Annotated in this window: 20 protein-coding genes, 1 other RNA gene and 1 pseudogene; 10 read left to right on the top strand and 12 right to left on the bottom strand. The window is 63.5% G+C overall.

Annotated features, from left to right (window positions below):
• The first annotated feature begins 229 nt into the window (after positions 1-229).
• Positions 230-1381: a hypothetical protein gene (locus LB545_RS16080; protein WP_140496901.1), complete on the top strand. Its 1152-nt coding sequence runs from the start codon at positions 230-232 to the stop codon at positions 1379-1381.
• A 24-nt stretch (positions 1382-1405) separates the two neighbouring features.
• On the opposite strand, the gene LB545_RS16075 is transcribed toward LB545_RS16080, so the two are convergent.
• Together LB545_RS16075 and LB545_RS16070 are read right to left on the bottom strand one after the other, a co-directional pair.
• Complete coding sequence (locus tag LB545_RS16075) at positions 1406-3007, bottom strand: cisplatin damage response ATP-dependent DNA ligase (RefSeq protein WP_140523788.1); 1602 nt, start codon at positions 3005-3007, stop codon at positions 1406-1408.
• 4 nt (positions 3008-3011) lie between these two features.
• On the bottom strand, positions 3012-4022 hold the full coding sequence (locus tag LB545_RS16070; protein ID WP_140496897.1) for a ligase-associated DNA damage response exonuclease: 1011 nt from the start codon (positions 4020-4022) through the stop codon (positions 3012-3014).
• A gap of 186 nt (positions 4023-4208) precedes the next feature.
• On the opposite strand from LB545_RS16070, the gene LB545_RS16065 reads away from it, so the two are divergent.
• Positions 4209-4568, top strand: coding sequence for a hypothetical protein (locus LB545_RS16065; protein ID WP_140559694.1), 360 nt, complete (start codon positions 4209-4211; stop codon positions 4566-4568).
• A 48-nt stretch (positions 4569-4616) separates the two neighbouring features.
• Here LB545_RS16065 and LB545_RS16060 read toward each other — a convergent pair whose 3' ends face one another.
• The 7 genes from LB545_RS16060 to LB545_RS16030 all read right to left on the bottom strand — a co-directional run bounded on the left by LB545_RS16060 (position 4617) and on the right by LB545_RS16030 (position 14293).
• Complete coding sequence (locus LB545_RS16060; protein ID WP_140496893.1) at positions 4617-5558, bottom strand: 2-hydroxyacid dehydrogenase; 942 nt, start codon at positions 5556-5558, stop codon at positions 4617-4619.
• 86 nt (positions 5559-5644) lie between these two features.
• Complete coding sequence (locus LB545_RS16055; RefSeq protein ID WP_140513100.1) at positions 5645-7276, bottom strand: ABC transporter ATP-binding protein; 1632 nt, start codon at positions 7274-7276, stop codon at positions 5645-5647.
• Positions 7273-8418 (bottom strand): ABC transporter permease, encoded by a 1146-nt coding sequence (locus LB545_RS16050; RefSeq protein WP_140523799.1) that lies wholly within the window; start codon positions 8416-8418, stop codon positions 7273-7275. The genes LB545_RS16055 and LB545_RS16050 overlap by 4 nt, the downstream gene beginning before the upstream one ends.
• Positions 8418-9512, bottom strand: a complete 1095-nt coding sequence (locus LB545_RS16045) for a microcin C ABC transporter permease YejB (protein WP_140496886.1) — start codon at positions 9510-9512, stop codon at positions 8418-8420. Before LB545_RS16045 ends, LB545_RS16050 begins: the two co-directional genes overlap by 1 nt.
• Positions 9513-9680: 168 nt before the next feature.
• Positions 9681-11549, bottom strand: a complete 1869-nt coding sequence (locus LB545_RS16040) for an extracellular solute-binding protein (protein WP_140559693.1) — start codon at positions 11547-11549, stop codon at positions 9681-9683.
• Positions 11549-13426, bottom strand: coding sequence for an extracellular solute-binding protein (locus tag LB545_RS16035; protein ID WP_140556752.1), 1878 nt, complete (start codon positions 13424-13426; stop codon positions 11549-11551). The genes LB545_RS16040 and LB545_RS16035 overlap by 1 nt, the downstream gene beginning before the upstream one ends.
• A gap of 165 nt (positions 13427-13591) precedes the next feature.
• A complete protein-coding gene (locus LB545_RS16030; protein ID WP_140496880.1) occupies positions 13592-14293 on the bottom strand; it encodes a c-type cytochrome in 702 nt (233 codons plus the stop codon).
• Between the two features lie 191 nt (positions 14294-14484).
• On the opposite strand from LB545_RS16030, the gene LB545_RS16025 reads away from it, so the two are divergent.
• Positions 14485-15213, top strand: coding sequence for a 3-deoxy-manno-octulosonate cytidylyltransferase (locus tag LB545_RS16025; protein ID WP_140523806.1), 729 nt, complete (start codon positions 14485-14487; stop codon positions 15211-15213).
• A gap of 35 nt (positions 15214-15248) precedes the next feature.
• On the top strand, positions 15249-16112 hold the full coding sequence (locus LB545_RS16020) for a prephenate dehydratase (RefSeq protein WP_140564881.1): 864 nt from the start codon (positions 15249-15251) through the stop codon (positions 16110-16112).
• A gap of 1 nt (position 16113) precedes the next feature.
• On the opposite strand, the gene LB545_RS16015 is transcribed toward LB545_RS16020, so the two are convergent.
• The 3 genes from LB545_RS16015 to LB545_RS16005 are packed head-to-tail and all read right to left on the bottom strand — an operon-like array spanning position 16114 to position 17845.
• Complete coding sequence (locus LB545_RS16015) at positions 16114-16413, bottom strand: Dabb family protein (protein ID WP_140496873.1); 300 nt, start codon at positions 16411-16413, stop codon at positions 16114-16116.
• A gap of 19 nt (positions 16414-16432) precedes the next feature.
• A complete protein-coding gene (nudC, locus tag LB545_RS16010; protein ID WP_140896351.1) occupies positions 16433-17374 on the bottom strand; it encodes an NAD(+) diphosphatase in 942 nt (313 codons plus the stop codon).
• A 51-nt stretch (positions 17375-17425) separates the two neighbouring features.
• Positions 17426-17845 carry an HIT family protein gene (locus LB545_RS16005; RefSeq protein ID WP_140670842.1) on the bottom strand — a complete coding sequence of 140 codons (420 nt, stop codon included), beginning with the start codon at positions 17843-17845 and terminating at the stop codon, positions 17426-17428.
• A 145-nt stretch (positions 17846-17990) separates the two neighbouring features.
• Between LB545_RS16005 and ffs the strand changes: the two genes are divergently transcribed.
• The 6 genes and pseudogenes from ffs (at position 17991) to recR (ending at position 22712) form a co-directional block, all read left to right on the top strand.
• An RNA gene (gene ffs, locus LB545_RS16000) (signal recognition particle sRNA small type) lies at positions 17991-18087 on the top strand.
• 105 nt (positions 18088-18192) lie between these two features.
• Entirely contained in the window at positions 18193-20019 is a 1827-nt protein-coding gene (locus LB545_RS15995) for a DNA polymerase III subunit gamma/tau (RefSeq protein WP_140556747.1), read from the top strand.
• Positions 20020-20043: 24 nt separating this feature from the next.
• A pseudogene (locus tag LB545_RS15990) lies at positions 20044-20373 on the top strand (YbaB/EbfC family nucleoid-associated protein); the annotation flags it as partial.
• A gap of 71 nt (positions 20374-20444) precedes the next feature.
• Positions 20445-20852 carry a hypothetical protein gene (locus tag LB545_RS15985; RefSeq protein WP_140556746.1) on the top strand — a complete coding sequence of 136 codons (408 nt, stop codon included), beginning with the start codon at positions 20445-20447 and terminating at the stop codon, positions 20850-20852.
• A 196-nt stretch (positions 20853-21048) separates the two neighbouring features.
• A complete protein-coding gene (locus LB545_RS15980; protein WP_140523817.1) occupies positions 21049-22008 on the top strand; it encodes a cell wall hydrolase in 960 nt (319 codons plus the stop codon).
• Between the two features lie 98 nt (positions 22009-22106).
• The gene (recR, locus tag LB545_RS15975; protein ID WP_140513120.1) at positions 22107-22712 is read left to right on the top strand and encodes a recombination mediator RecR; all 606 of its coding nucleotides are present in this window, start codon (positions 22107-22109) and stop codon (positions 22710-22712) included.
• The last annotated feature ends 15 nt before the right edge of the window (positions 22713-22727 follow it).

Below are 22727 nucleotides of genomic sequence, written 5' to 3'. Positions count from 1 at the left end.
ACAAAGCCGGCTGCCACGCCCTTACCGATCGGCCGGGACATTGCGCCTGGCCCCGTGCCTCCCTGCCGGCAAAGATCAATGAAGCATGTTGATTTCGTTGCCGGAATACCGCCAAGATGGACTTTGGACACTCCAACGAGGCAGAATGCGGACGCTCGCCCGTTGATTGATTGGTCGGCTGCGGCTAACGATCATGGCGAGGTTTGGGCAACGCACAGAGGGATCTCGCTTGGACGCAATCGAAAAAGCGATCCGGAACGCCCTCGAAAGAGGCAATGCCGAGGACCGCGCATACCGCGAAAAGGTCTATCGCTCGGCTTTCGCCGCGCTCGACCGCGCGCTCCAGGCCAATCCCGGCGTGACGGTGGAAGTCGCCATCAAGCGCCGCAAGGCGATACAGGCCAAGATCACCGAAATCGAATCCGAATTCCTGCCGGCGGTGCCGGATGTCGCTCCCCAGGCTGAGTCCGATGCACCGGCGGTCGAGCTTCCGGCGAGCCCGGCTGCACCCGCCGCAACCGGCGAGAGCGCGGCGCCGCCCGCAGTTTCCGTCGACGAGCCTGCACAGCCGGCTGCCGATGCCCCGCGCTCGCGCGTCTTGCCGGTCGTTCCAGACATCATGCCCGACGCGACCCTTTCCGGCGTGCCGTCCATCGACATGTCGGCTCCCGCTTCGTCCGAAGCCACGGCTGAAGTGGCGCCCGATCGCGACGAGAGGCGCATCAGGGGCCGGCGCCTGCCGCTGACCGCCATCTTCCTCACCGTGACGCTGCTCGCCGCGGTCGGCATCGGCCTGTTTTTCGCCATGCAGACCGGCGTCTTCAAGACCCAGGCTCAGCTCGACACCGCGCCGCCCGAAGCGCCGCCGACCGTCGAGGACGACGATTTCACGCCGGCGGATGGCGAGACCGGGCCGGAAAAGCCCGGCGCTGCCGATCAGGCGCGCAACTGGATCAACGTGTTTTCGCCCACCGACCCGGCGCATGTCAGCGCTCCGTCGGACGCCAAGGCGGAAACGATGAAGGACGATTCCGGGCCATTCCTGCGCATCCAGTCCGGCGCTTCCGGTTCGGCGATCAGCTTCGATGTCGGGCAAGGCGTGCTGGAGAAGCTCGCCGGCAAGCACGCCGTGTTCGATATCGTCGCCCGCGCCGAGGACGGCAAGGACACGCAGATCTCGGTCGACTGCAATTTCGGCGAGCTTGGTGATTGCGGCCGCAAACGCTATGCGGTCGGCCAGCAGCGCAACGAATATCTCTTCGACGTGAAATTCCCCGACAAGCGGCCCGGCTCGGCCGGAACGATCGCCATCAACTCCGATTTCGACAAGCAGGGCAAGGCGGTCAACATTTACGAGATCCGCGTCTCCGTCGAGCCTTGAGCGCCGGCACCGGAGAGGGTGCGATCAACGATCGAGCAGCGCCTGCAGCGTCTCGATGTGGTCGGCCTCGTTGGCGGGCTTGTCCCAGCGCAGCCGCGAGATGCGGGGAAAGCGCATGGCAACGCCGGATTTGTGACGCGTCGAACGGTTGAGCCCTTCGAAGGCGACTTCCAGCACCAGCCCGTTGTCACGGTCGGCGCGCACCGAGCGCACAGGCCCGAAACGCTCGATCGTGTTGTCGCGGACATATTTGTCGATCTGCCTCAATTCCTCGTCGGTGAAGCCGAAATAGGCCTTGCCGACCGGCACCAGTTCCTCCTCGCCTTCCGCTCCGGACCAGACGCCGAACGTGTAATCGGAGTAGAAGCTCGAGCGCTTGCCGTGGCCGCGCTGGGCGTACATGAGCACGGCGTCCACCGTGTGCGGGTCACGTTTCCATTTGAACCAGGGCCCCTTCGGCCGGCCGGCGACATAGGGCGAATCCCAGCGCTTCAGCATCACGCCTTCGATGATCGGGTGCGGCGGCGCCCGGCGCAGTTCCTCCAGCGCCTGCCAGTCCGAGAACGCGACGAATGGCGAAAGATCGAAGCGGCTCGGGTCGAGCGTTTTCACGAAGTTTTCGAGGCGGACGCGCCGCTCCCGGAAGGGCAATCCCCGCAAATCCTCCGCGCCGACCTGCAAAAGGTCGTAGCAACGCATGAAAGCCGGATATTGCTGCTGCATCTTCAGTGACACCGTCTTGCGGTTCAACCGCTGCTGGAGATCCGAGAATGTCCCTGTCGCTTCCCGGGGATCGCCGACCAGCAATTCCCCGTCGAGCGTGGCCGAGAAAACCATCGCCTCGGCGAGGTCGGGAAAGGCGCCGGAGACATCGTCGCCGGTGCGCGAATAGAGCCGGCGGATGCCGCCTTCCGACACCGCCTGGACGCGGATGCCGTCCCATTTCCACTCGGCCACGTAATCGGCGGGGTCGAGCCTGTCGAGATCGCCGTCGCCGACCGGGTTGGACAGCATCACCGGCCGGAACAGTGCCCGCGCGGCCCTCTCGGGCTTTGCGGCCTTGCCTTCCAGCCATGCGAACAAGGCTGTGTACGGCGGCGACAGCCCGTGCCAGAGTTCCTCGATCTCGGCGACGTCGACCTTGCCGAAATCCGCCAGTGCCTGCTTGGCCAGCCGCGCCGACACCCCGATGCGCAACCCGCCGGTGACCAGCTTGATGATGGCGAAGCGGGCCGAGATGCCGGCACTGTCGAGCAGGTTTGACAGCACTTTCGGGCCGTCGGAGCGGCTCGCCGCCTGCAGCTTCGCGACCACCTCACCGAGCGTCGGCTCACGGTTCGGTATGGTTCCGGGCGTCTGCGGCCAGACCAGCGACACGGTCTCGGCGAGATCGCCGACATAGTCGTAGGAATAGCCGAACAGCACCGGATCCATGCGTTCGGTCACCAGGGTGCGCAGCATCGCCGGCTTGATCGCGGCGATGTTGAGGTCGCCGGTGATGGCAGCCAGCGCCAGCCCGCGATCGGGATCCTCGACGCTGCGGAAATAATCGGTCAGCAGCGTCAGCTTGCCGTTGCGCGACGGCGTCAGCACAAGGCGGTCGAGCAGTTCGGCGAAGCGATTCATGCCATCAATCGCCCTCGTCCTCATACCCCACCAGATGCAGTGGCCGCGCCGCGATGCCTTCGAGTTCGCACCAGCGCACCAGCGCCTCCTCGCGGCCGTGTGTCACCCAGATTTCCTCTGCGCCGGTCTCCTTGATCGTGGCGGTCAGTTCGTCCCAGTCGGCATGATCCGAAATGATCAGCGGCAGCTCGACGCCGCCCTGCTTGGCGCGCTGGCGGATGCGCATCCAGCCCGAGGCGAAGCAGGAGATCGGATCGGGAAAGCGCCTCGCCCAGCGATCGGCGAAGGCGGCCGGCGGACCGACGACGATGGCGCCGGTGAAATCATCCTTGCTGGCGCTCTCCACTGTCGCCGGCTCCAGCGTGCCGAGATCGATGCCCTGGCTCTGGTAATAGTCGCTGAGCTTGGCCAGCGCGCCGTGGATATAGATCGGCCTGTCGTAGCCGGCGTCGCGCAACAGACGCATCACCCGTTGCGCCTTGCCCAGCGCGTAGGCTCCGATGAGATGCGAGCGTTCGGGGAACTGCGCCGCCGATTTCAGGAGCCGCGCGATCTCCTCCTCGTCCGGCGGGTGGCGAAACACCGGCAGGCCGAAGGTTGCCTCGGTGATGAACACATCGCACGCGATTGGCTCGAACGGCAGGCATGTCGCGTCCTGCTGCCGCTTGTAGTCGCCGGAGGCGACGATGCGCATGCCCTGATGCACGACCGCGATCTGCGCCGAGCCCAGCACATGGCCGGCCGGATGAAAGCTGATGTCGACGCCGTTGAAGGCAATTCGCTCGCCCAGTCCTGCCGTCTGTGTCGTGCCTGCAAAACCCTCGCCATAGCGAAGCCTCATGATGTCCAGCGTCTGCTGCGTCGCCAGCACCGAGCCGTGGCCGGAGCGTGCGTGGTCGGAATGGCCGTGCGTGATCAGCGCCCGGTTGACCGGCCGCACCGGGTCGATGAAGAAGTCGCCCGGCGGGCAGTAAAGGCCCTCGGGCCGGGGATGGAGCAGGTCGCTGGCGCGCATCGTTCCAAGATAGTGGCTAATTCGGGCGCGGGAAGCCTGTTGCAAGAGACTGCTGACTCGTCCTACAGCCACCCGCCGGGCAGCAGTCAGGCAACGCACTCTGAGGCCTGCGGATGCCTCTGCTGCGAAAAAGCCCCAATCGCATGCCGGATTATGTCGGGGCAGTGTCGTAAGGAGGGATTTTCCATGCGCTGGAACATGATGGCCTTGGCCTCTTGCCTCGTTATGGCGGGCTGTGTCGGCAACTCCATGTCCGAGCGCCAGGACGAAAACGTCCAGTCTTCACTGCAGTATGACAGCGTGCCTTGCGGCCAGTTGCTGGCGCAACGCAACGCCCTGGCTCGGCAATACAATCTGACCCAGCAGGCCAAGCCGACATTCTCCAACCCCGCGATGGGCTTCGGCCCGTTCATTCCGGATATCCGCTCCAAGACCAAGCGCGATGCCGACAAGGCAAGCGGCGAGATCGACGCCATGAACCGGTCTATCGAGCGCCGCGATTGCGGCAAGCCGGACAAGCAGAAGAAGTTCGCTCTGCCCGGCTGACGCAGGTCGCCTAGTCTAAGGCGATCCCGATGACCACATGCCAGCGGCCTAATATCCCGCTTTGCGGTCCACCAGGTTCTCCAGCTTTTCGCCCCGCTCGAAGGCGTCCATCTGGCGCAGCATGATCGGCGCCAGGTGGACGGGATCGGACGTGGCCGCGGCATGCGGCGTCACGAACACTTTCGGATGGGCCCATAGCGGGCTGGTCTTCGGCAGCGGTTCGACCTCGAACACGTCGAGGCTCGCTTCCTTCAGCGTGCCGTCGTCCAGCGCGCGCACGATGTCGGCATCCTTCTGCAGGCGGCCGCGACCAGCATTGATCAGCACCGAGCCGCCAAGACCGTTGCGCTTGCGCAATTCCTTCAGCACGCCGTAATTGATGATACCCTTGGTATCCGGCGTCAGCGGCAGCAGCACGACCAGTATGTCTGTGGCATTGAGGAACGGGATCAGCCCGGCCTCGCCGCAATAGGTCGCGACACCTTCCATCGGCCGGTCGGTGCGCGACCAGCCATTGACCGCGAAGCCGAGCGACAGCAGCGCCGACGCCGCCGCGCGGCCGAGACTGCCGAGCCCCATGATGCCGACAGAGATATCTTCAGCGGTGCGCTGCGCCGGCTCGCGCCATATCTTCTTCGGCTGCTGCGACCGGTACAGCAGGCCCTGGCGGTGATGATCGAGCACCCGCCAGACGACATATTCGGTCATGTGCTGGGCCAGGTTGCCGGCGACGACCTTGACGATCGGCACGTCCGGCAGGCTGGGATCGGAGAAGATGTGGTCGACACCGGCGCCGATCGAGAAGATGGCGCGCAGATTGGGCAGCGACCCCAACAGGTTCGGCCGCTGTTTCCACACCACCGCATAGGTGATCGAAGGATCGCTGGCGCCGTCCGGCTCGAGCACCACCTCGCGCTCTGCGGACAGCAGTTCGCGCCAGCGCTGCGGGTGAAAGCCGGTGACGGCAAGCAGGATTTTGCCTTTTTCCATTTATGGATTTTGTCCTGTTGTTCGGTTTGGAGCAATTGCGGGAAAGGCGCAAGGCGGCTTTCCGTCCGGAATTGCGAAGGAAGGAGTCACTCGCTGACGACCCCCGTCGGGGCGGTTTCTATCTTGAAGGCGGCCGAGATCAGCGCCCGAGTATAGTCGGTTTGCGGCTTTTCAAAAATCTGTTCGGAAGGACCGGCTTCGACGATCTGGCCATTGCGCATGACGATGACATCGTTGGCCAGGGCCCGGATGACCTTGAGGTCGTGGCTGATGAAGAGATAGGCGAGGTCATGCTTGGCCTGCAGGCTGCGCAGGAGGTCGACGACCTGCGCCTGCACGCTCATGTCGAGCGCCGAGGTCGGCTCGTCCAGCATGACGAAACGCGGGTTGAGCACCATGGCGCGAGCAATGGCGACGCGCTGGCGCTGGCCGCCGGAGAATTCGTGCGGATAGCGGTTGCGCGTCGCCGGGTCGAGCCCGACTTCCTTCAGCACGTCGACCACCTTGTCGTCGCGCTCGTCGAGCGACAGCTTCGGCTCGTGGATCTTCAAGCCTTCTTCGATGATCTCGGCGATGGACATGCGGGGGCTCAGCGAGCCGAAAGGATCCTGGAAGACGATCTGCAATTCGCGCCTGAGCGGGCGCATGGCGTTGAACGAGAGCTGGTTGATGTCGCGCCCGTTGAACTGGATGGTTCCGCTCGACGAGATCATCCGCGCCAGCGCCAGGCCGAGCGTGGTCTTGCCCGACCCGGACTCTCCAACCACGCCCAGCGTCTGGCCGGCCCGCACGGTGACATCGATGCCGTCGACCGCCTTCACATGGTCGACGGTGCGTCGGAAGAAGCCCTGCTTGATCGGAAACCAGACTTTGATGTCCTTGCCGGTCATCACGGGTGCCGCGGCGCTGTTGGCCGCGGGTGGCTTGCCCTTGGGCTCGGCCGCCAGGAGATGGCGCGTATAGGCGTGCTGCGGATTGGCGAAGATGTCCTTGGTAGGCCCCATCTCGACGATCTTGCCCTTGGTCATCACGCACACCCGGTCGGCGATCTTGCGCACGATGCCGAGATCATGGGTGATGAACAGCATCGACATGCCCTTGCGGCTTTTCAAGCCGGCCAGCAGCTCGAGGATCTGCGCCTGCACGGTGACGTCGAGCGCCGTCGTCGGCTCGTCGGCGATCAGGAGTTCCGGCTCGTTGGCCAGCGCCATGGCGATCATGACGCGCTGGCGCTGGCCGCCGGACAGCTGGTGCGGATAGGCGTCGAGGCGCTTCTGCGGCTCGCGGATGCCGACCTCGTTGAGCAGGGCCAGCGTGCGCGCCTTGGCCGCGCGGTCCGCCATGCCCTGGTGCAGCTTCAGGATCTCGACGATCTGCTGCTCGATCGTGTGCAGCGGATTGAGCGAGGTCATCGGCTCCTGGAAGATCATGGTGATCTTATTGCCGCGCACCTGCCGCAGTTGCTTCTCGTTCATGGCGAGCAGGTCGGCGCCCTGGAACAGGATCCTGCCCGAGGGGTGGCTTGCGCTGGGATAGGGCAAGAGCTTCAGCACCGACAGCGCCGAGACCGATTTGCCGGAGCCGGATTCGCCGACCAGCGCCACCGTCTCGCCCTTGGCGATGTCGAAGGAGATGTGATCGACGGCCAGCGACTGCTGTCCGCCTTGCGCAAAGGCGACGCTGAGGTCCCGGACCGAGAGCAGGGGAGGCTCGCTCATCGGAACGTCTTGCGCGGATCGAAGGCGTCGCGTGTCGCTTCGCCGACGAAGACCAGCAGCGACAGCATCAGCGAGATGACGACGAAGCCGGAAATGCCGAGCCACGGCGCGTTGAGATTGCGCTGCGCCTGCTTGAGCAATTCCCCAAGCGAGGCCGAGCCCGGCGGCAGGCCGAAACCGAGATAGTCTAGCGAGGTCAGCGTCGAGATCGAGCCTGAGAGCAGGAACGGCAGGAAGGTCAGTGTCGCCACCATGGCGTTGGGCAACAGGTGCCGGAACATGATGGTGCGGTTGCGCACGCCGAGCGCGCGCGCCGCGTTGACGTACTCGAAATTGCGCGCGCGCAGGAATTCGGCCCGCACCACGCCGACCAACGCCACCCAGGAAAACAGCAGCATCAGCCCGAGCAGGATGAAGAAGCCCGGCGGCAATATGGCGGCGACGATAAGCAGGAGATAGAGCACGGGGATAGCCGACCATATCTCGATGAAGCGCTGGAACAGCAGGTCCGTCCAGCCGCCGAAATAGCCCTGTAGGGCGCCGGCCGCGACGCCGATCAGAGCCGAGCCGGCGGTCAGGATCAGTCCGAACAGCACCGAGATACGGAAACCGTAGATGACCCGCGCCAGCACGTCGCGCGCCTGGTCGTCGGTGCCCAGCCAGTTCCAGTTACCGACGCTGCAGGCCGGATCAGCAGGCCCTTGCGGGTACTGGTTGCAGCGCGTCTTGGCGTCATACTGCCAGGACGGCTTGGCCGGGGCTGCTTCGGGAATGGCGTTGTTGACGGTCTGGTATGAATAGCGGATCGGCGGCCAGATCATCCAGCCATTGGCGTTGATCTCGTCCTGGATCACCGGGTCGCGATAGTCGGTGACGGCATAGAAGCCGCCGAACTTCTCTTCGGGATAGGCGACCAGCACCGGAAACAGGATCTCGCCCTTGTAGGAGGCGATGATCGGCTTGTCGTTGGCGATGAATTCGGCGAACAGCGACAGCACGAACAGGACAAGGAAGATCCACAGCGACCAGTAGCCGCGCCGGTTGGCCTTGAAGTTCTGCAGGCGGCGCTTGTTGAGCGGCGACAGAAACGGCCGCGGCATCCGCTCCGGCACGACCCCGGCGGTAACACTTGCCTCCGACATCAAACGTCTCTCCGCTCGAAATCGATGCGCGGATCGACCCAGGTGTAGATGAGGTCGGACAGCAATCCGACGAACAGGCCGAGAAGCGAGAAGATGTAGAGGTTGGCGAACACCACGGGATAGTCGCGTTCGACCACCGACCGGAAGCCGAGCAGGCCGAGCCCATCGAGCGAGAAGATGTTTTCGATCAGCAGCGAACCGGTGAAGAAGGCCGAGATGAAGGCGCCGGGAAAACCGGCGATGACGATCAGCATGGCGTTGCGGAAGACATGGCCATAGAGCACCTGCCGTTCCGAGAGGCCCTTGGCGCGGGCGGTCACCACATACTGCTTGCGGATTTCCTCCAGGAAGGAATTCTTGGTCAGCAGCGTCGTCGTGGCGAAGGCCGACAGCACCAGCGCCGTCAGCGGCAAGGTCATGTGCCAGAGATAGTCCCCGATCTTGGCCGGCCATGACAACTGGTCCCAATTGTCCGAGACGATGCCGCGCAGCGGGAACCAGTCCCAGAACGAACCACCGGCAAACAGCACCATCAGCATGATGCCGAACAGGAAACCCGGAATGGCATAGCCGACGATGACGACGCCGCTGGTCCAGATGTCGAAGGGGCTGCCGTCCTTCACCGCCTTGCGGATGCCGAGCGGGATCGAGATCAGGTAGGACAGGAGCGTGATCCACAGCCCGATCGAGATCGACACCGGCATTTTTTCCAGGATCAGGTTGAGCACCGAAATGTCGCGGAAATAACTGTCGCCGAAATCGAACCGGATATAATTCCACAGCATCAGGCCGAAGCGCTCGAGCGGCGGCTTGTCGAAGCCGAACTGCTTCTCCAGCTTCTTAATGAATTCCGGATCGAGCCCCTGCGCGCCGCGATATTTTGAACCGACGTCGCCGGCGGCATCGAAATTACCACCGCCCGCATCGCCGCCGCCACCGCCCAGACGATCGCTGCCGCCCTGGTTCGTCAGCTTGGCGATGACCTGCTCGACCGGGCCGCCGGGGGCAAACTGAATGACGGCGAACGAGATCGCCATGATGCCGAACAGGGTCGGAATCATCAAAAGGATGCGGCGCAGGATATAGGCGCCCATCAGATGGTGCCCTCCCGACGCATGTGATTGGCGAAACCGTCGATGAACGCGCCTCTTTCCCCGTCACTATACGGGCAGAGGATGCCGGTCCACCCTCCGCAGCTGCGGCGCAGCTGCTGCGGAGGACGGGCAGGCAGGTGAGGGGCGGTGCTTACGCCCGCAAGAAATTCAGCCTTTGCCAATTTTTGCCGCCTTGCCCTTGTCGAACCACCACAGCGTCTCGACCGGAAAGCCGAAATCAGGCTTTTGCTCGACGAAGCCGAACATGTCCCAATAGGCGACGCGGTGATTCGCCAGATAGTATGTTGGAATCCAGTCCAGCCGCGCGCGCAAGACCCGATCGAGCGCTCTGAGCGCGGTGACGAGTTCGGACCGGCTTCGCGCCTTGCCGGCTGCCACGATCAACGCGTCGATGGCCTTGCTTTCTGTTCCGGGGTAGTTGCGCTGCCCCGGGATTTTCGCCATTCGAGAATCATAGAGCATCTCCAGGCTGTCATCAGTCGGCGTCGCCCCGATCGACCAATGCAGCACGGTAAGATCGAAGTCGAAATCGCTCTGCCGCTGTTCATATTGCGCCGAATCGACCTGCCGGATCGAAGCGTCGATCCCGATCGCCTTCATATTCTCGGACCATGGGGTGTAGATGCGAACGATGCCGTCATCCTCCGTCAGCATTTCCACCCGCAGCCGCTCGCCCTTGTCGTTGACGACGAAATTGCCCGCCCGCTTCCAGCCGGCTTGCGCGAGCAATCTCGAAGCCTCGCCCAGCAGCTTGCGGTCATGGCCTGACCCGTCGGACAGAGGCTGCGTCACGGCTTCGCCAAAAACCTCCGGTGGCAACTCGGCCCGGAATGGCTCCAGCAGGACCAATTCCTCAGGCGAGGGCAAGCCTTCGGCCTTGTAATCCGACCGTTCGAAGTTCGATTGAGAGCGCTCGTAAGAGCCATAAAACAACGCCCGCTTCATCCATTCGAAATCGAAACACCGGGCGATCGCCCGTCGCACCCGCTCATCGCGGAATTGCGCACGACGCTGGTTCAGTGCGACGCCCTGCATGTCTGGCGTCTTCTCGCCGGGAAATTCCCGTTTGACGACCTTGCCGTCCTTGAGCGCCGGAAAATCGTAGCCGGTCGCCCAGACCCGCGCGGTAAACTCCTCGCGAAAATGCGTGTCACCCTTCTTGAAGGCTTCGAACGCCGCCTGCCGGTCGAGATAGAAGTCGATGCGGATACGGTCGAAATTATACTGGCCGCGGTTCACCGGGAGGTCGCGGCCCCAATAGTCGGCCACGCGCTCATATTCGACTGTCTGTCCCGCGGCCACTCGCCCCATTTTGTATGGTCCCGAGCCGAGCGGCGGCGTCATCGTCGAAGCATTGAAATCATTGGCCGCATAAAAGGCCTTGGACACGATCGGCATCGCCACGATCCTGAGGATGTTTTGCGCGGACTGTTCGCCGTTGAAGGTAAGGTTGAGGGTGAGCGGATCCTCGGCGACCGCGTCGGTCATATACCGCAACGCCTGGGAAAGGTTCGGATGCCCTTGCTCTTTGTAAAGCTTCAACGCGAAGACGACGTCTTCGGCGGTCAGCGGCGAGCCGTCGTGGAAACGCGCTTGCGGTCGCAGCGCGAAGCGGAAGCCGTTGCGGTCTTGCGACAAGGTGACAGACTCGGCAAGCAGGCCGTAGACCGCATCCGGCTCGTCGAGCGCGCTTGCCATCAAGGAATCGAAACAGAGTTCGGTGCGCGGCGGCGCATCTCCTTTCAATACCAGGGAATTCAACGTGTTGAAGGTCAGGAAGCTTTGGTTGAGCGTGCCGTTCGGCGGCGCGAAATTCATCTGGCCGCCCTTGGGTGCATCCGGATTGACGTAGTCGAAATGCGTGAAATCCGGTTTGTATTTGAGGTCGCCGTAGGCGGACAGGCCGTGCAGTTTGGTGCCGGTCGCAATATTGGCAAAGGCTTTTCCGGGCAACAGGGCGGCGACAGCGGCGGCACTGCCCAGGCCCAGGAAATCGCGACGGGGCAGCACCGCCATCAATTGTTGCCCTTGTATTTGGCCGCCAGCGCCTTTTCCTTCTCCGGATCGATCCACCAGGAATTCTGGTCGGCGCCGATATAGCTCGGCTGTTTGGCGGGAATGCCGAATTTGTTCCAGTAAGCCAGCCAGACCACGGCTCGATAGTACTGCGGCACGACGTAGTAGTTCCACAGCAGCACGCGGTCGAGCGCGTGGGTGGCGGCAACCAGGTCCTCGCGGTCGGTGGCGAAGATGATGCGATCGACCAGGGCATCGACGACCGGGTTCTTGATGCCGGCGTAGTTGCGCGATCCCGGCCTGTCGGCGGCCTTGGAACTCCAGAAGTCGCGCTGCTCATTGCCAGGCGATTCCGACTGGCCGAGTTGCCCGATAATGACATCGTAGTCGAAATTGTTGACGCGGTTGACGTACTGGGTCTGGTCGATGATGCGCAACGTGGCGTCGACGCCGATCTTGCGCAGATTGGCGATATAGGGGCTGGAGATGACTTGGTCGGTGTCGTTCCAGCCGAGTATCTCGAACTTGAACGGCTCGCCGGTCTTGGCATTGACCATCTTGCCGCCCTTGATCACCCATCCAGCCTTGGCGAAGAGGTCGACAGCCTGCTTCAGGTATTTGCGCTCGGCTTGCGGCGAATCGTAGACCGGCAGCTTGAATTCCTGGGTGAACAGTTCGGGCGGCAGCTTGTCGCGATACTGTTCAAGAATTTCCAGCTCCTTGCCTTGCGGCAAGCCGCTGGAGGCCAGTTCAGTTCCCTGGAAATAGCTGCTGGTGCGAGTGTTGAACCCGTAGAACAGCGTACGGTTCATCGTCTCGAAGTCGAAAGGATAGGTCAGCGCGGCCCGCACCAGGCGGTCCTGGAACAGCGGGCGCCTCTGGTTGAGCATGAAAGCCTGCATCGGCTCTGGCGAGGTGGTCTTGAATTCCTGCTTGATGACATCGCCGGCCTTGACCGCCGGGAAATCATAGAATGTTTTCCAGCGCTTCGAACTGTTTTCCGGTTTGATGTCGTCAAGTCCGCCCTTGGTGAAGGCCTGCCAGGCGGCATTGTCATCAAGGATGTAGGTGAAACGCTGCCTGTCGAAATTCTCGCGGCCGACCTTCACCGGCAGCTTGGCACCCCAATAGTCCGGCACGCGCTGCCAGACGATTTCCGAGCCAGGCTTGAAGCTGGCGATCTTGTAGGCGGCGGAGCCGAGCGGCGGCTCCAGCGTCGGCCTGGTGACGTCGCGCTTCTTGCCGTTGGCATCCGTGCCTTCCCACCAATGTTTCGGCAGCACGGCGAGGTCACCCAGGATTTTAGGCAGCTCGCGGTTGCCCTTCTGGCTGAAATGAAACTCGACTTCGCGATCCGAGACGGCCACGGCATCCGTGACATTCTCGAAATAGCGGCTGTACATCGGGCTGTTCGCCTTCAGCACCTGGAATGACCAGATCACGTCGTCGACGGTGATAGGCTGGCCGTCATGCCATTTCGCGCGGGGGTCGAGCCGGTAAGTCGCCGAGGAAAAGTCGGCCGGGTATTTGTAGGCGTCGGCGATCAGCGGATGGCTGACACTGCCTTCGTCGGTCGCCTGCTCCATCAGCGTGTCGTAGAGCAGGCCGCCGCCGAACCCGACCAGGCCGGCGGCCGGTGAACCCTGCACGATATAGGGATTGAAGCTGTCGAAAGTGCCCAGTACCACCGAATTCAGCGTGCCGCCTTTGGGTGCGTTGGGGTTCACGTAGTCGTAGTGCTGGAAATTGTCGCCATATTTGGATTCGCCGATCAGCGATGAGGTGGTGCGCCACTCATCGGCCAGGGCCGCCTGCAACCCCGCGGCCAGCAGGGCTGCCGCCAGCAACGATTTGAGAAGCACTGGGCCAAGCGTCATCCACTGTCCTCTTCGCGATGCGTGCCATCATCCAGAAAGGCAATCTAGATGATTTGCCGCGCGTGAAAACCGCCATGCGCGGCTTTGTCGCCGTAGAGGCGGTTTTCCTAACGAAAAAGCCGGGCAGAACCCGGCTTTTTCAAGGTCGTCGAGACTATATCCGATTTATTGAGCAGGCGCCGGTGCCGGGGCGGCCGGAGCTGGTGCGGCGGGAGCCGCAGGCGCCGCTGGCTTGGCAGGAGCTGCGCCTTCGGCCGGCTTGGCCGGTGCGGCCCCTTCGGCGGGCTTGGCGGGGGCGGATGCATCGGCGGCAGCGCCCGGCGCGGGCAGCGGCTTGGGATTGTCCGACAGCGTGCGCAGATAGGCGATGACGTTGGCGCGGTCTTCTTCCTTCGGCAGGCCGGCAAAGCCCATCGCCGTGCCTTTCACGAATTTTTTCGGCGAGGTGATGAAGTGGTTGATGTTGTCGTAGGTCCACTTCTCTGTGCCGCCCTTGGAAAACTCCTTCATGCCGGCCGAATAGGCGAAGCCCTCATGCTCGGCGACCGGGCGGTCGATGAGATCCCACAAATCCGGGCCGACCTTGTTGGGGCCGCCCTTCTCGCCGGAGTGGCAGGCCTGGCATTTCTTGAAGATGGCAGCGCCCTGTTCGGCACTTGCGTTGGCCAGAAGATCCGCGATCGGCTTTTCGGCGGCTGCCGGAGCGGCGGGGCCGCCCTCGGCGGGCTCGGCGGCCTCGATGGCGAAGCCGGGCTTTTCCGGAGCGGGCGAGGCAAACAGCGCGTCCGACACGATGCCGACCGAGAACACCACGAAAACGGTTCCGAGCAATCCGGCGAGCAGCTTGTTGACTTCGTTGGAATCCATACGCCCCTTGCTCCCTTTTCCGGCGGACCGATCCGTCCACTCCGTCCGTCGGTATCGAGACCTGCCCTCCAGAGCCGGTCAAATCGCGCGGAAACTAGGTCTTTTGCTCCGGCGTTGCAACACCTATAAGGGCGCTTCCAGTGAGACCTTTTGCCACTTTCCCCTCCTCGTTTCGAACGCCCGCCAAACCGATGTCCACCTTGATCCTGATCCCCGCCCGCATGGCCTCGACCCGGCTCCCGGGCAAGCCGCTGGCCGACATTGCCGGCGCCCCGATGATCGTCCATGTCGCGCGCCGCGCCGCCGAGGCCGGGCTTGGCCGTGTGGTGGTGGCGACCGACACGCAAGGCGTGGCGGAAGCGGTGCGCGCGCATGGTTTCGAGGCGGTGATGACGCGCTCGGACCACGAATCGGGTTCGGACCGGATATTCGAGGCCCTGACGGTGCTGGATCCGGCAAACAAGGTCGAAACCATCGTCAATGTGCAGGGTGACCTGCCGACCATCGATCCCGCGATCATCGTGGCCTCGCTCAGGCCGTTCGAGGACAGGGCGGTGGACATCGCCACGCTCGGCGTCGAGATCGAGCGCGACGAGGAAAAGACCAATCCCAACGTCGTCAAGATCGTTGGCTCGCCATTGTCGGCCACCAGGCTGAGGGCGCTTTATTTCACCCGCGCCACCGCGCCCTGGGGCGAGGGCGCTCTCTATCATCACATCGGCCTCTATGCCTATCGCCGCTCGGCGCTCGAGCGCTTCGTGGCGCTCAAGCCGTCGCCGCTGGAGCGCCGCGAGCGGCTGGAGCAGTTGCGGGCGCTGGAAGCCGGCATGCGCATCGACGCCGAGATCGTGCGGTCGCTGCCGCTCGGCGTCGACACGCCGCAAGACCTGGAACGGGCCAGGACGATCCTTTCAAACTGAGCGCCGAACCGACACCCCTTCAACGAGAATTGGCCATGCCTGAAAAGACCAACAGAATATCCTTCCAGGGCGAGCCCGGCGCCAATTCCGACACCGCGTGCCGTAACGTCTATCCCTCGATGCAGCCGCTGCCGTGCCCGACCTTCGAGGATGCGTTCAACGCGGTCGAAACCGGCAAGGCCGATCTCGCCATGATCCCGATCGAGAACACCATCGCCGGGCGCGTCGCCGACATTCACCATCTGCTGCCGGAATCGAGGCTGCACATCGTCGGCGAATATTTCCTGCCCATCCATTTCCAGCTGATGGTGCTGCCAGGTGTGAAGCGTGACGAGATCAAAACCGTGCACAGCCACATCCATGCGCTCGGCCAGTGCCGCAAATACGTCCGCAAAAATGGCTGGAAGGCGGTTGTCGCCGGCGACACGGCGGGCGCGGCCAAGATGGTCTCCGAGGTCAAGGACCGCACCATGGCCGCCCTGTCCCCGGCATTGGCCGCAACGCTCTATGAACTCGACATCATCGAGGAGAATGTCGAGGACACCGATTCCAACGTCACGCGTTTCGTCGTCCTGACCAAGAACAAGCAGTGGGCCGAACGCCCGTCGCCTGCCGCCAAGATGATGACGACCTTCATCTTCCGCGTCCGCAACGTGCCGGCCGCGCTCTACAAGGCGATGGGCGGTTTCGCCACCAACGGCATCAACATGACCAAGCTCGAGAGCTACCAACTCGGCGCCTTCACGGCGACACTGTTCTACGCCGACATCGAGGGCCACCCCGACGATCCGCTGGTCAAGCTGGCGCTGGACGAGCTTCGCTTCTTCTCGCGCGAAGTGCGGATCCTCGGCGTCTATCCGGCGAGTGAGTCACGCGAGCAGTGGAAGGTAGCGGATTGAGCTACCAGCCAAGGGGCACATAGTCGATCTCCATGAAGGTCTCGACTTCAGGAATCCAGCGGTCGCGCACGAAGGCGACGTGGTCGGGATGGTCGTTGTACCTGGTATAGGCGGCCTGGTCGGCGAATTCCATGGAGAAGCCGAACTGGTAGTCGTTCTTGGGGCTGACCTGGCGCAATTGTTCGAAATGGGTGACGCCCCTGATCGCCGAGAGGATTTTCCTGGCGTCGACCAGGAACCTTTTTTCCTCCAGCGAGTGCGGCGGATGCTTCAGCGTGAACACGACGGTATGGCGGATCATTTCCCTCTCCTGATTTCCATTATTCGCTGTCGACCCAGGCGCGGATCAGGTGATGCGCGATGGCTCCCTTCGGCGGCGTGATCAGATTGCCCGGATGCTCCCTGGTCAGCATCAGGCGCACCTCGTCGCGCAAGAACCAGCGGCAGTCTTCCAGCTCGTTGAGGTCGGCCTGGATGTCTTCATTGAGCGGTTCGCCGAAGCAGCCGATCATCAGCGAATAGGGGAATGGCCAGGGCTGGCTGGCGTGGTAGACGACGCGGCCGAGCCGGATTCCCGCCTCCTCCAGCGTCTCGCGGCGCACCGCCGCCTCGATCGTCTCGCCCGGCTCGATGAAGCCGGCAAGGGCGGAATACATGCCCGGCGCGAAATGCCGGCCGCGCCCGAGCAGGCATTTCTCGCGCGTCGCCGTCAGCATGATCGCCACCGGATCGGTGCGTGGAAAATGCTCGGTGCCGCAATTCGGGCAATGGCGCTTGTAGCCGCCGGCCCGCATTTGTGACTCGGTCCCGCATTTGCTGCAGAAACGATGGCTGGCGTGCCAGGCGAGCAGCGCGGCGCCCTGCGCCATCGCCCCGGCGGCCGCTTCGTCGATCAGGCCTTGCATATAGACCGAGCGGTAGTCGATGGCCTTGACCGTTTCGGGAAGCTGTTCCGGCTCGAGGCCGGCGGTCACCGCCAGCACCGGGCCCTGGTCGGAGAATCCGAGCAGCACGCCGCTGCCGGGCAAGGTCTGGAAGGGCAGGCTTTCCGCGACGCCGAACCAGGGGTCGAAGCTGCCGTCACGAACCTTCAGGTAGAGCCGGCCGCCCTGCATCAAAAGCAGCCTGGTTCCAGGATCGGCGAGCGCTTTGTCGACCGAATCGTCGGCGCGGTTCTCGGATTGTCGGTCGATACTGTTGCCGGCGAAGCCGACGAATTGGCTCGGCTCGCGCAAGGGCGCGTCAAACAGGCTAAAGCTCATGCGGACTCTGGGCGTTCGGGATGGACACGTTCGGGATGGACACGGGAAGGCTTATAGCGCCGCCCTTATCGTTTCGGCAAACTGGCGCAGCTCGGAGCGCTGATAGGGCTCGCGCAGGCCGTGTCCCCACACCGGGCCGGGCCAGCCGGGATCGCCTTCCGAACGGGCGATGACGTGGATGTGCAGCTGGCGCACGATGTTGCCGAGCGCGCCGGTGTTGATCTTGGTGCAGCCGGTCACCTTCTTCAGCGCCTGCGCCACCATATTGGTCTCGAAGGTCAGCATTGTCTGGTCGAGCGGCGTCATGTCGTGGATTTCCTCCACGCCCGGCCGCTGCGGCACCAGAAGCAGCCATGGCCAGCGGCGGTCGTTCATCACGCGCAGTTCACACAGCCCAAGCCACATCAACTGCTCGCTGTCCGCCTCCAGCCGGGTATCCAGCGTGAATCCGGCCTTCAGGCCCGGCAGCATCGGCGTTTCCCTTGCTTTTGGTGTTTTCCTCAGAGTCATGAACGCTAGAGCGGCTGCATCGAGGCTGCAAGCGAATCTCGTGGCTGGTGCAGCCGATTTGCCTGCGCCCTTGCATTTCGTCGCCGAATTGCCGATATGGACGGCGGGAGGTTGGTGGTGGACGATCCACTCGCCAACCGGGTCAGGTCCGGAAGGAAGCAGCCCTAACGAGCCCGGAACGGGTCATTGTTCCAGCCTCCCACCTCATCGGCCCTTCTCGCGACGTTGACGACGCATTGCAGCGCGGGCGAAACTATGCGCAGGAATCGGCCGCCTTTTGGCGCGGCCATTTGGAGTTTTGCGGGCGAATGAGCGAAGCCGGAAATTCGGGACCAAAAAGCCTGGAGATAGGCAAGGCTGGCGCCTATCGCGTGCTGGCGCGCAAGTACCGTCCGGCGAATTTCTCCGAACTGGTCGGCCAGGAGCCGATGGTGCGCACGCTCACCAACGCTTTCGCCACCGGCCGCATCGCCCAGGCCTGGATGTTGACCGGCGTGCGCGGCGTCGGCAAGACCACGACGGCGCGCATTCTCGCGCGGGCCCTGAATTATAAAACGGCAACAATCGACCAGCCTTCCGTCGACCTTGCCGTGCTCGGCGAGCATTGCCAGGCGATCATGGAAGGCCGCCATGTCGACGTCATCGAGATGGATGCCGCCTCGCACACCGGTATCGACGACATCAGGGACATCATCGAACGGGTGCGCTACGCGCCGGTCTCGGCCCGCTACAAGGTCTACATCATCGACGAAGTGCACATGCTGTCGACGCAGGCCTTCAACGGCCTGTTGAAGACGCTGGAAGAGCCGCCGCCGCACGTCAAGTTCATCTTCGCCACCACCGAAATCCGCAAGGTGCCGATCACCGTGCTGTCGCGCTGCCAGCGCTTTGACCTGAGGCGCATCGATGCGGCTGTGGTGAAGGCTGATCTCGCCCGGATAGCGGGCCTGGAAGGCATCGAGGCGGAAGACGACGCGCTGGCGATGATCGCGCGCGCGGCCGAGGGGTCGATGCGCGATGCTCAATCGATTTTCGACCAGGCCATCGCGCATGGCGGCGGTGCGGTCAGCGCCGAAGCCGTGCGCGCGATGCTGGGTCTCGCCGATCGCGCCCGCGTCGTCGATTTGTTCGAACATGTCATGAAAGGTGACGTTGCCGCGGCACTGGCGGAATTGCGCGCGCAATACGACACCGGCGCCGATCCGGCCGCCGTGCTGACCGACCTTGCCGAATTCAACCATCTCGTCACCCGGCTGCGTTTCGTGCCGGCCGCCGCCGACGACGCGGCGCTGTCGCAGGACGAGCGCGAGCGCGGCGCAGATTTCGCGCGGACGCTCTCGATCAAGGTGCTGTCGCGGACGTGGCAGATGCTGCTCAAGGGCATCCCGGAGGTGCAGTCCTCCAACCGCCCGGTAAGTGCTGCCGAGATGGTGCTGATCCGGCTGGCGCACGCGGCCGACTTGCCGACGCTGGACGAAGCATTGAGATCGCTGGAGAACGGCCTGCCGGCGCCGGGCGCGGCGCCGCGTTCGAACGGCGCGCCGGCGAGCCCCGGTAATGGCGGCGCTCCTGGTGGCAACGGCGCCAGCGCAGTGGCGCAGGCGCGCATGCCCGGCGGGTCGGGCGGCGCGCAGACCATGCGGCTGGTGGAAGCCGCTCCGGCCGCCTTCATTGCGCCTGTGCAGCCGGCGCCGGAGGCGCAGCCAATACCGCTGAAATCGCTGGCCGATATTGTCGCCCTTGCCGACGCGCAGCGCGACATCGCCTTCAAGGTGCTGGTCAAGCGCTGCATCCGCCTCGTGCGCATCGAGCCCGGCCGCATCGACGTCAGCCTGACCGACGATGCGCCCAAAATGCTGCTCAACGATTTGACGACCAAGCTGCGCGCCTGGACCGGCCGCAACTGGCTGGTGTCGCTGTCGAAGGAAGAGGGCGGCCAGACGCTGGCCGAAATGGAATCGACCAGGCGCGAGAACGCTTTGCTCGATGCCAAGAGCGATCCGACGGTCGCCGCCATCCTGGCGCGTTTTCCCGGCGCCAGGATCATCGACGTGCGCATTCCCGACGCGCCGGAAGCCGACGCGGTCGAAGCCGAAGTGCCGGTCGAGCCGCCGGCGGACGACGACGAACCCTGACGAAACCACGACTTTGCAAAGGATCGGACCATGAAAGATCTTCTCGGCCTCATGGGCAAGGCGAAGGAAATGCAAGCCAAGTTCCAGGCTATGCAGGACGAGATCGCCACGGTCGAAGCCGTCGGCCAGGCCGGCGGCGGCCTGGTCATTGTCACGTTGACCGGCAAGTTTGAGATGAAGTCGCTGAAGATCGACCCGTCTCTGTTCAAGGAGGATGAGGTCGAGATCCTCGAAGACCTGCTTCTGGCCGCTCACAATGACGCCAAGGCCAAGGTCGAGCAGATCATGCAGGAAAAGACCAAGGCGCTGACCGCCGGCCTGCCGATTCCGCCGGGAATGAAACTGCCGTTCTAGATGCATGTCGCCCAAGAGTGTGCGACGGTTTTGGGGATAACGACATGCATAAAGCCAAAGACTAGTTGGCCATGGCCGAAGAGCCGTCCGAAAGGCTGATCGAGCAGCGTATCCGCAACAGGATCTACGAGATCCTGGAAATCCTGGCCGATTCTGATGCCGGCGTCGATCTCGTCGGCATCAAGGGCTATTTCAACCTGTTCGAGGATTTCGTGCATCGCCCCTCGATCGAAGCGGGCACTTCGGCGCTCTCGAAGGAAGAACGCGCCATCGTGCTGGAGATCGCGGATTTCCTGGAGGCTGCCGGAGAGGCCAACCCCGATTTCACCAGGTCCGAGTTCATCGACAGCGACTGGCCGGGAAAGATCGCGCCGGTCGCCCGCAATGCGCGAGCATTGTTCCTGAAGCGCGGGCTGTTCTCGGAGAAATTCGAAGAAATTGAGCCAGGACGGCCGGCAGCGATTTCAGCCGAGCGATAATGCATGTCGTCCAAAAGCGGTCTCGGCCTGGACAAGGGCGTGCATAAAACAAAGGCTTGAAGTCCGGATCTTGCCACGTAACTGTGCCAGTTTGGCAACAGCATCTCACCAATAACGTTTTAGCCATCATTTTGCCCGAAAGTGTCTCATTCTTGCCGCAGCCTGGGGGCGGGCATCGAAGTGAGAGGGTTACCTGTTGATTGCCACGCGATGGAAGACGCCGCTGTTGCTCGGCGTCGTCACGTCTCCCCTGTTCCTGGCCGCTTGCAGCCAGACCGCGTCACACGGCATGTCCAGCCTGACCGACGCCATCACGCCGAGTTTCCTGAGCTCTCGCGGCTACCACACGCCGAAGGACAGGGAATGCCTGGAAAGGGCGATGTTCTTCGAATCCAACCGGTCGAGCCGCGATGGCATGATCGCCGTCGGCACTGTCGTGATGAACCGGCTGCGCTCCGGCAAACATGGTGACACCATCTGCGCGGTGGTGGGCGAGCGCGGCCAGTTCGCGCCCGGCGTCATGACCAGGCCGATGAATTCGCGTGCCATGCCCGATGTCGAGGAAGCCGCCGACGCCGTGCTCAAGGGCGAGCGCAAGGCCAAGCTCAAGAACACGATGTATTTCCACACCGCGGGCCTGCGCTTCCCCTACAAGAACATGCATTACACCATGGTCGCCGGCGGCAATGCGTTCTACGAGAAGCGCGGCCGCAACTGGCAGCCGCTGCCGGACGAGCCGACGGTCGCGGTCGCCTCGGCCGAGCAGCCAGCAGCCTTGCCCGGAGTTGCCGCGACTCGTGTTGCTTCCGCCGAGCCGGCGGCCAAGACATCCGATCGCACCGCTGCGGCCTACGTGACTGCCGCGGCGGAGCCGATGCGCTCCGGCAAGGCGGCCCAGCAGACCTACGTGACGGCATCGGCTGCGCCGGCCGCAAAGTCTGCGCGCGTCCAGGAAAAGCCGACGATGGTGGCGATGCAGGAGCCGATGGAGGAACCGGACGCCGCTCGTTTTGGCGGGACCTTGAACACGAAGGTCATTTCCTCGGTGCAGGGCGCGCCGCAGGAAGCGGCGATGGGATTCCAGTCGACGCCTGAGAACACCGATGCCATCGGCGCGATGATCGTCAGCCAGAGCCGTCCGCTCGAAACCAACTGAGGCGGGCCGCACTTGACGGCCTGCCGGTGCTGGTTGGAGACGCGGTCCGGACGCAAAACCGCTTCGCACTTTTCGCGGAATTGCTCTAGATCAGGGCAATGTCCAAGCGAATCGCGGGTCCCGAGATCGAACGCCTGATCCAACTCCTGGCCAAAGTGCCGGGGCTTGGTCCTCGTTCGGCCAGGCGCGCCGCGCTGCATTTGATCAAGAAGAAGGAACAGCTGCTGTCGCCGCTCGCCGCCGCCATGGGCGAGGCGGCCGACAAGGTGCGCATTTGCTCCACCTGCGGCAATGTCGACACGTCGGACCCCTGCATGATCTGCACCGATCCGCGCCGTGACGCCGGCACGCTGATCGTCGTCGAGGACGTCTCTGATCTGTGGGCGCTGGAGCGGGCGGCGGCGATGAACGTGCGCTACCACGTGCTGGGCGGCACGCTGTCGCCGCTCGACGGCATCGGCCCCGATCAGCTCAACATCCGCTCATTGGTCGACCGCGTCGCCGGCGGCGAGGTCAAGGAGATCATCCTGGCCGTCAATGCCACGGTGGAGGGCCAGACCACGGCCCATTACCTGACCGATCAATTGTCCGGTTTCGAGGTGAAGATAACGCGGCTGGCCCACGGCGTGCCGGTCGGGGGCGAACTCGATTATCTCGACGAAGGCACGCTGGCGGCAGCGCTGCGCTCCAGGACGGCGTTTTGACGCGATTGCGGGGAA

Origin of the sequence: Mesorhizobium sp. BR1-1-6 (assembly GCF_020165355.1) — a bacterium.
Taxonomy (GTDB): Bacteria; Pseudomonadota; Alphaproteobacteria; order Rhizobiales; family Rhizobiaceae; genus Mesorhizobium.
This window is presented reverse-complemented; position numbering and strand designations above follow the sequence as displayed.

Bases quoted from the DNA above. Each gene is read 5' to 3' on its own strand.
- LB545_RS16045 (WP_140496886.1), bottom strand. From the start codon at position 9,512: ATGGGCGCCTATATCCTGCGCCGCATCCTTTTGATGATTCCGACCCTG.
- LB545_RS16040 (WP_140559693.1), bottom strand. From the start codon at position 11,549: ATGGCGGTGCTGCCCCGTCGCGATTTCCTGGGCCTGGGCAGTGCCGCC.
- LB545_RS16050 (WP_140523799.1), bottom strand. From the start codon at position 8,418: ATGTCGGAGGCAAGTGTTACCGCCGGGGTCGTGCCGGAGCGGATGCCG.
- LB545_RS16015 (WP_140496873.1), bottom strand. From the start codon at position 16,413: ATGATCCGCCATACCGTCGTGTTCACGCTGAAGCATCCGCCGCACTCG.
- LB545_RS16005 (WP_140670842.1), bottom strand. From the start codon at position 17,845: ATGCTGCCGGGCCTGAAGGCCGGATTCACGCTGGATACCCGGCTGGAG.
- LB545_RS16065 (WP_140559694.1), top strand. From the start codon at position 4,209: ATGCGCTGGAACATGATGGCCTTGGCCTCTTGCCTCGTTATGGCGGGC.
- LB545_RS16035 (WP_140556752.1), bottom strand. From the start codon at position 13,426: ATGACGCTTGGCCCAGTGCTTCTCAAATCGTTGCTGGCGGCAGCCCTG.
- LB545_RS16075 (WP_140523788.1), bottom strand. From the start codon at position 3,007: ATGAATCGCTTCGCCGAACTGCTCGACCGCCTTGTGCTGACGCCGTCG.
- recR (WP_140513120.1), top strand. From the start codon at position 22,107: ATGTCCAAGCGAATCGCGGGTCCCGAGATCGAACGCCTGATCCAACTC.
- LB545_RS15985 (WP_140556746.1), top strand. From the start codon at position 20,445: ATGGCCGAAGAGCCGTCCGAAAGGCTGATCGAGCAGCGTATCCGCAAC.
- LB545_RS15995 (WP_140556747.1), top strand. From the start codon at position 18,193: ATGAGCGAAGCCGGAAATTCGGGACCAAAAAGCCTGGAGATAGGCAAG.
- LB545_RS16055 (WP_140513100.1), bottom strand. From the start codon at position 7,276: ATGAGCGAGCCTCCCCTGCTCTCGGTCCGGGACCTCAGCGTCGCCTTT.
- LB545_RS16020 (WP_140564881.1), top strand. From the start codon at position 15,249: ATGCCTGAAAAGACCAACAGAATATCCTTCCAGGGCGAGCCCGGCGCC.
- nudC (WP_140896351.1), bottom strand. From the start codon at position 17,374: ATGAGCTTTAGCCTGTTTGACGCGCCCTTGCGCGAGCCGAGCCAATTC.
- LB545_RS16025 (WP_140523806.1), top strand. From the start codon at position 14,485: ATGTCCACCTTGATCCTGATCCCCGCCCGCATGGCCTCGACCCGGCTC.
- LB545_RS16030 (WP_140496880.1), bottom strand. From the start codon at position 14,293: ATGGATTCCAACGAAGTCAACAAGCTGCTCGCCGGATTGCTCGGAACC.
- LB545_RS16060 (WP_140496893.1), bottom strand. From the start codon at position 5,558: ATGGAAAAAGGCAAAATCCTGCTTGCCGTCACCGGCTTTCACCCGCAG.
- LB545_RS16070 (WP_140496897.1), bottom strand. From the start codon at position 4,022: ATGCGCGCCAGCGACCTGCTCCATCCCCGGCCCGAGGGCCTTTACTGC.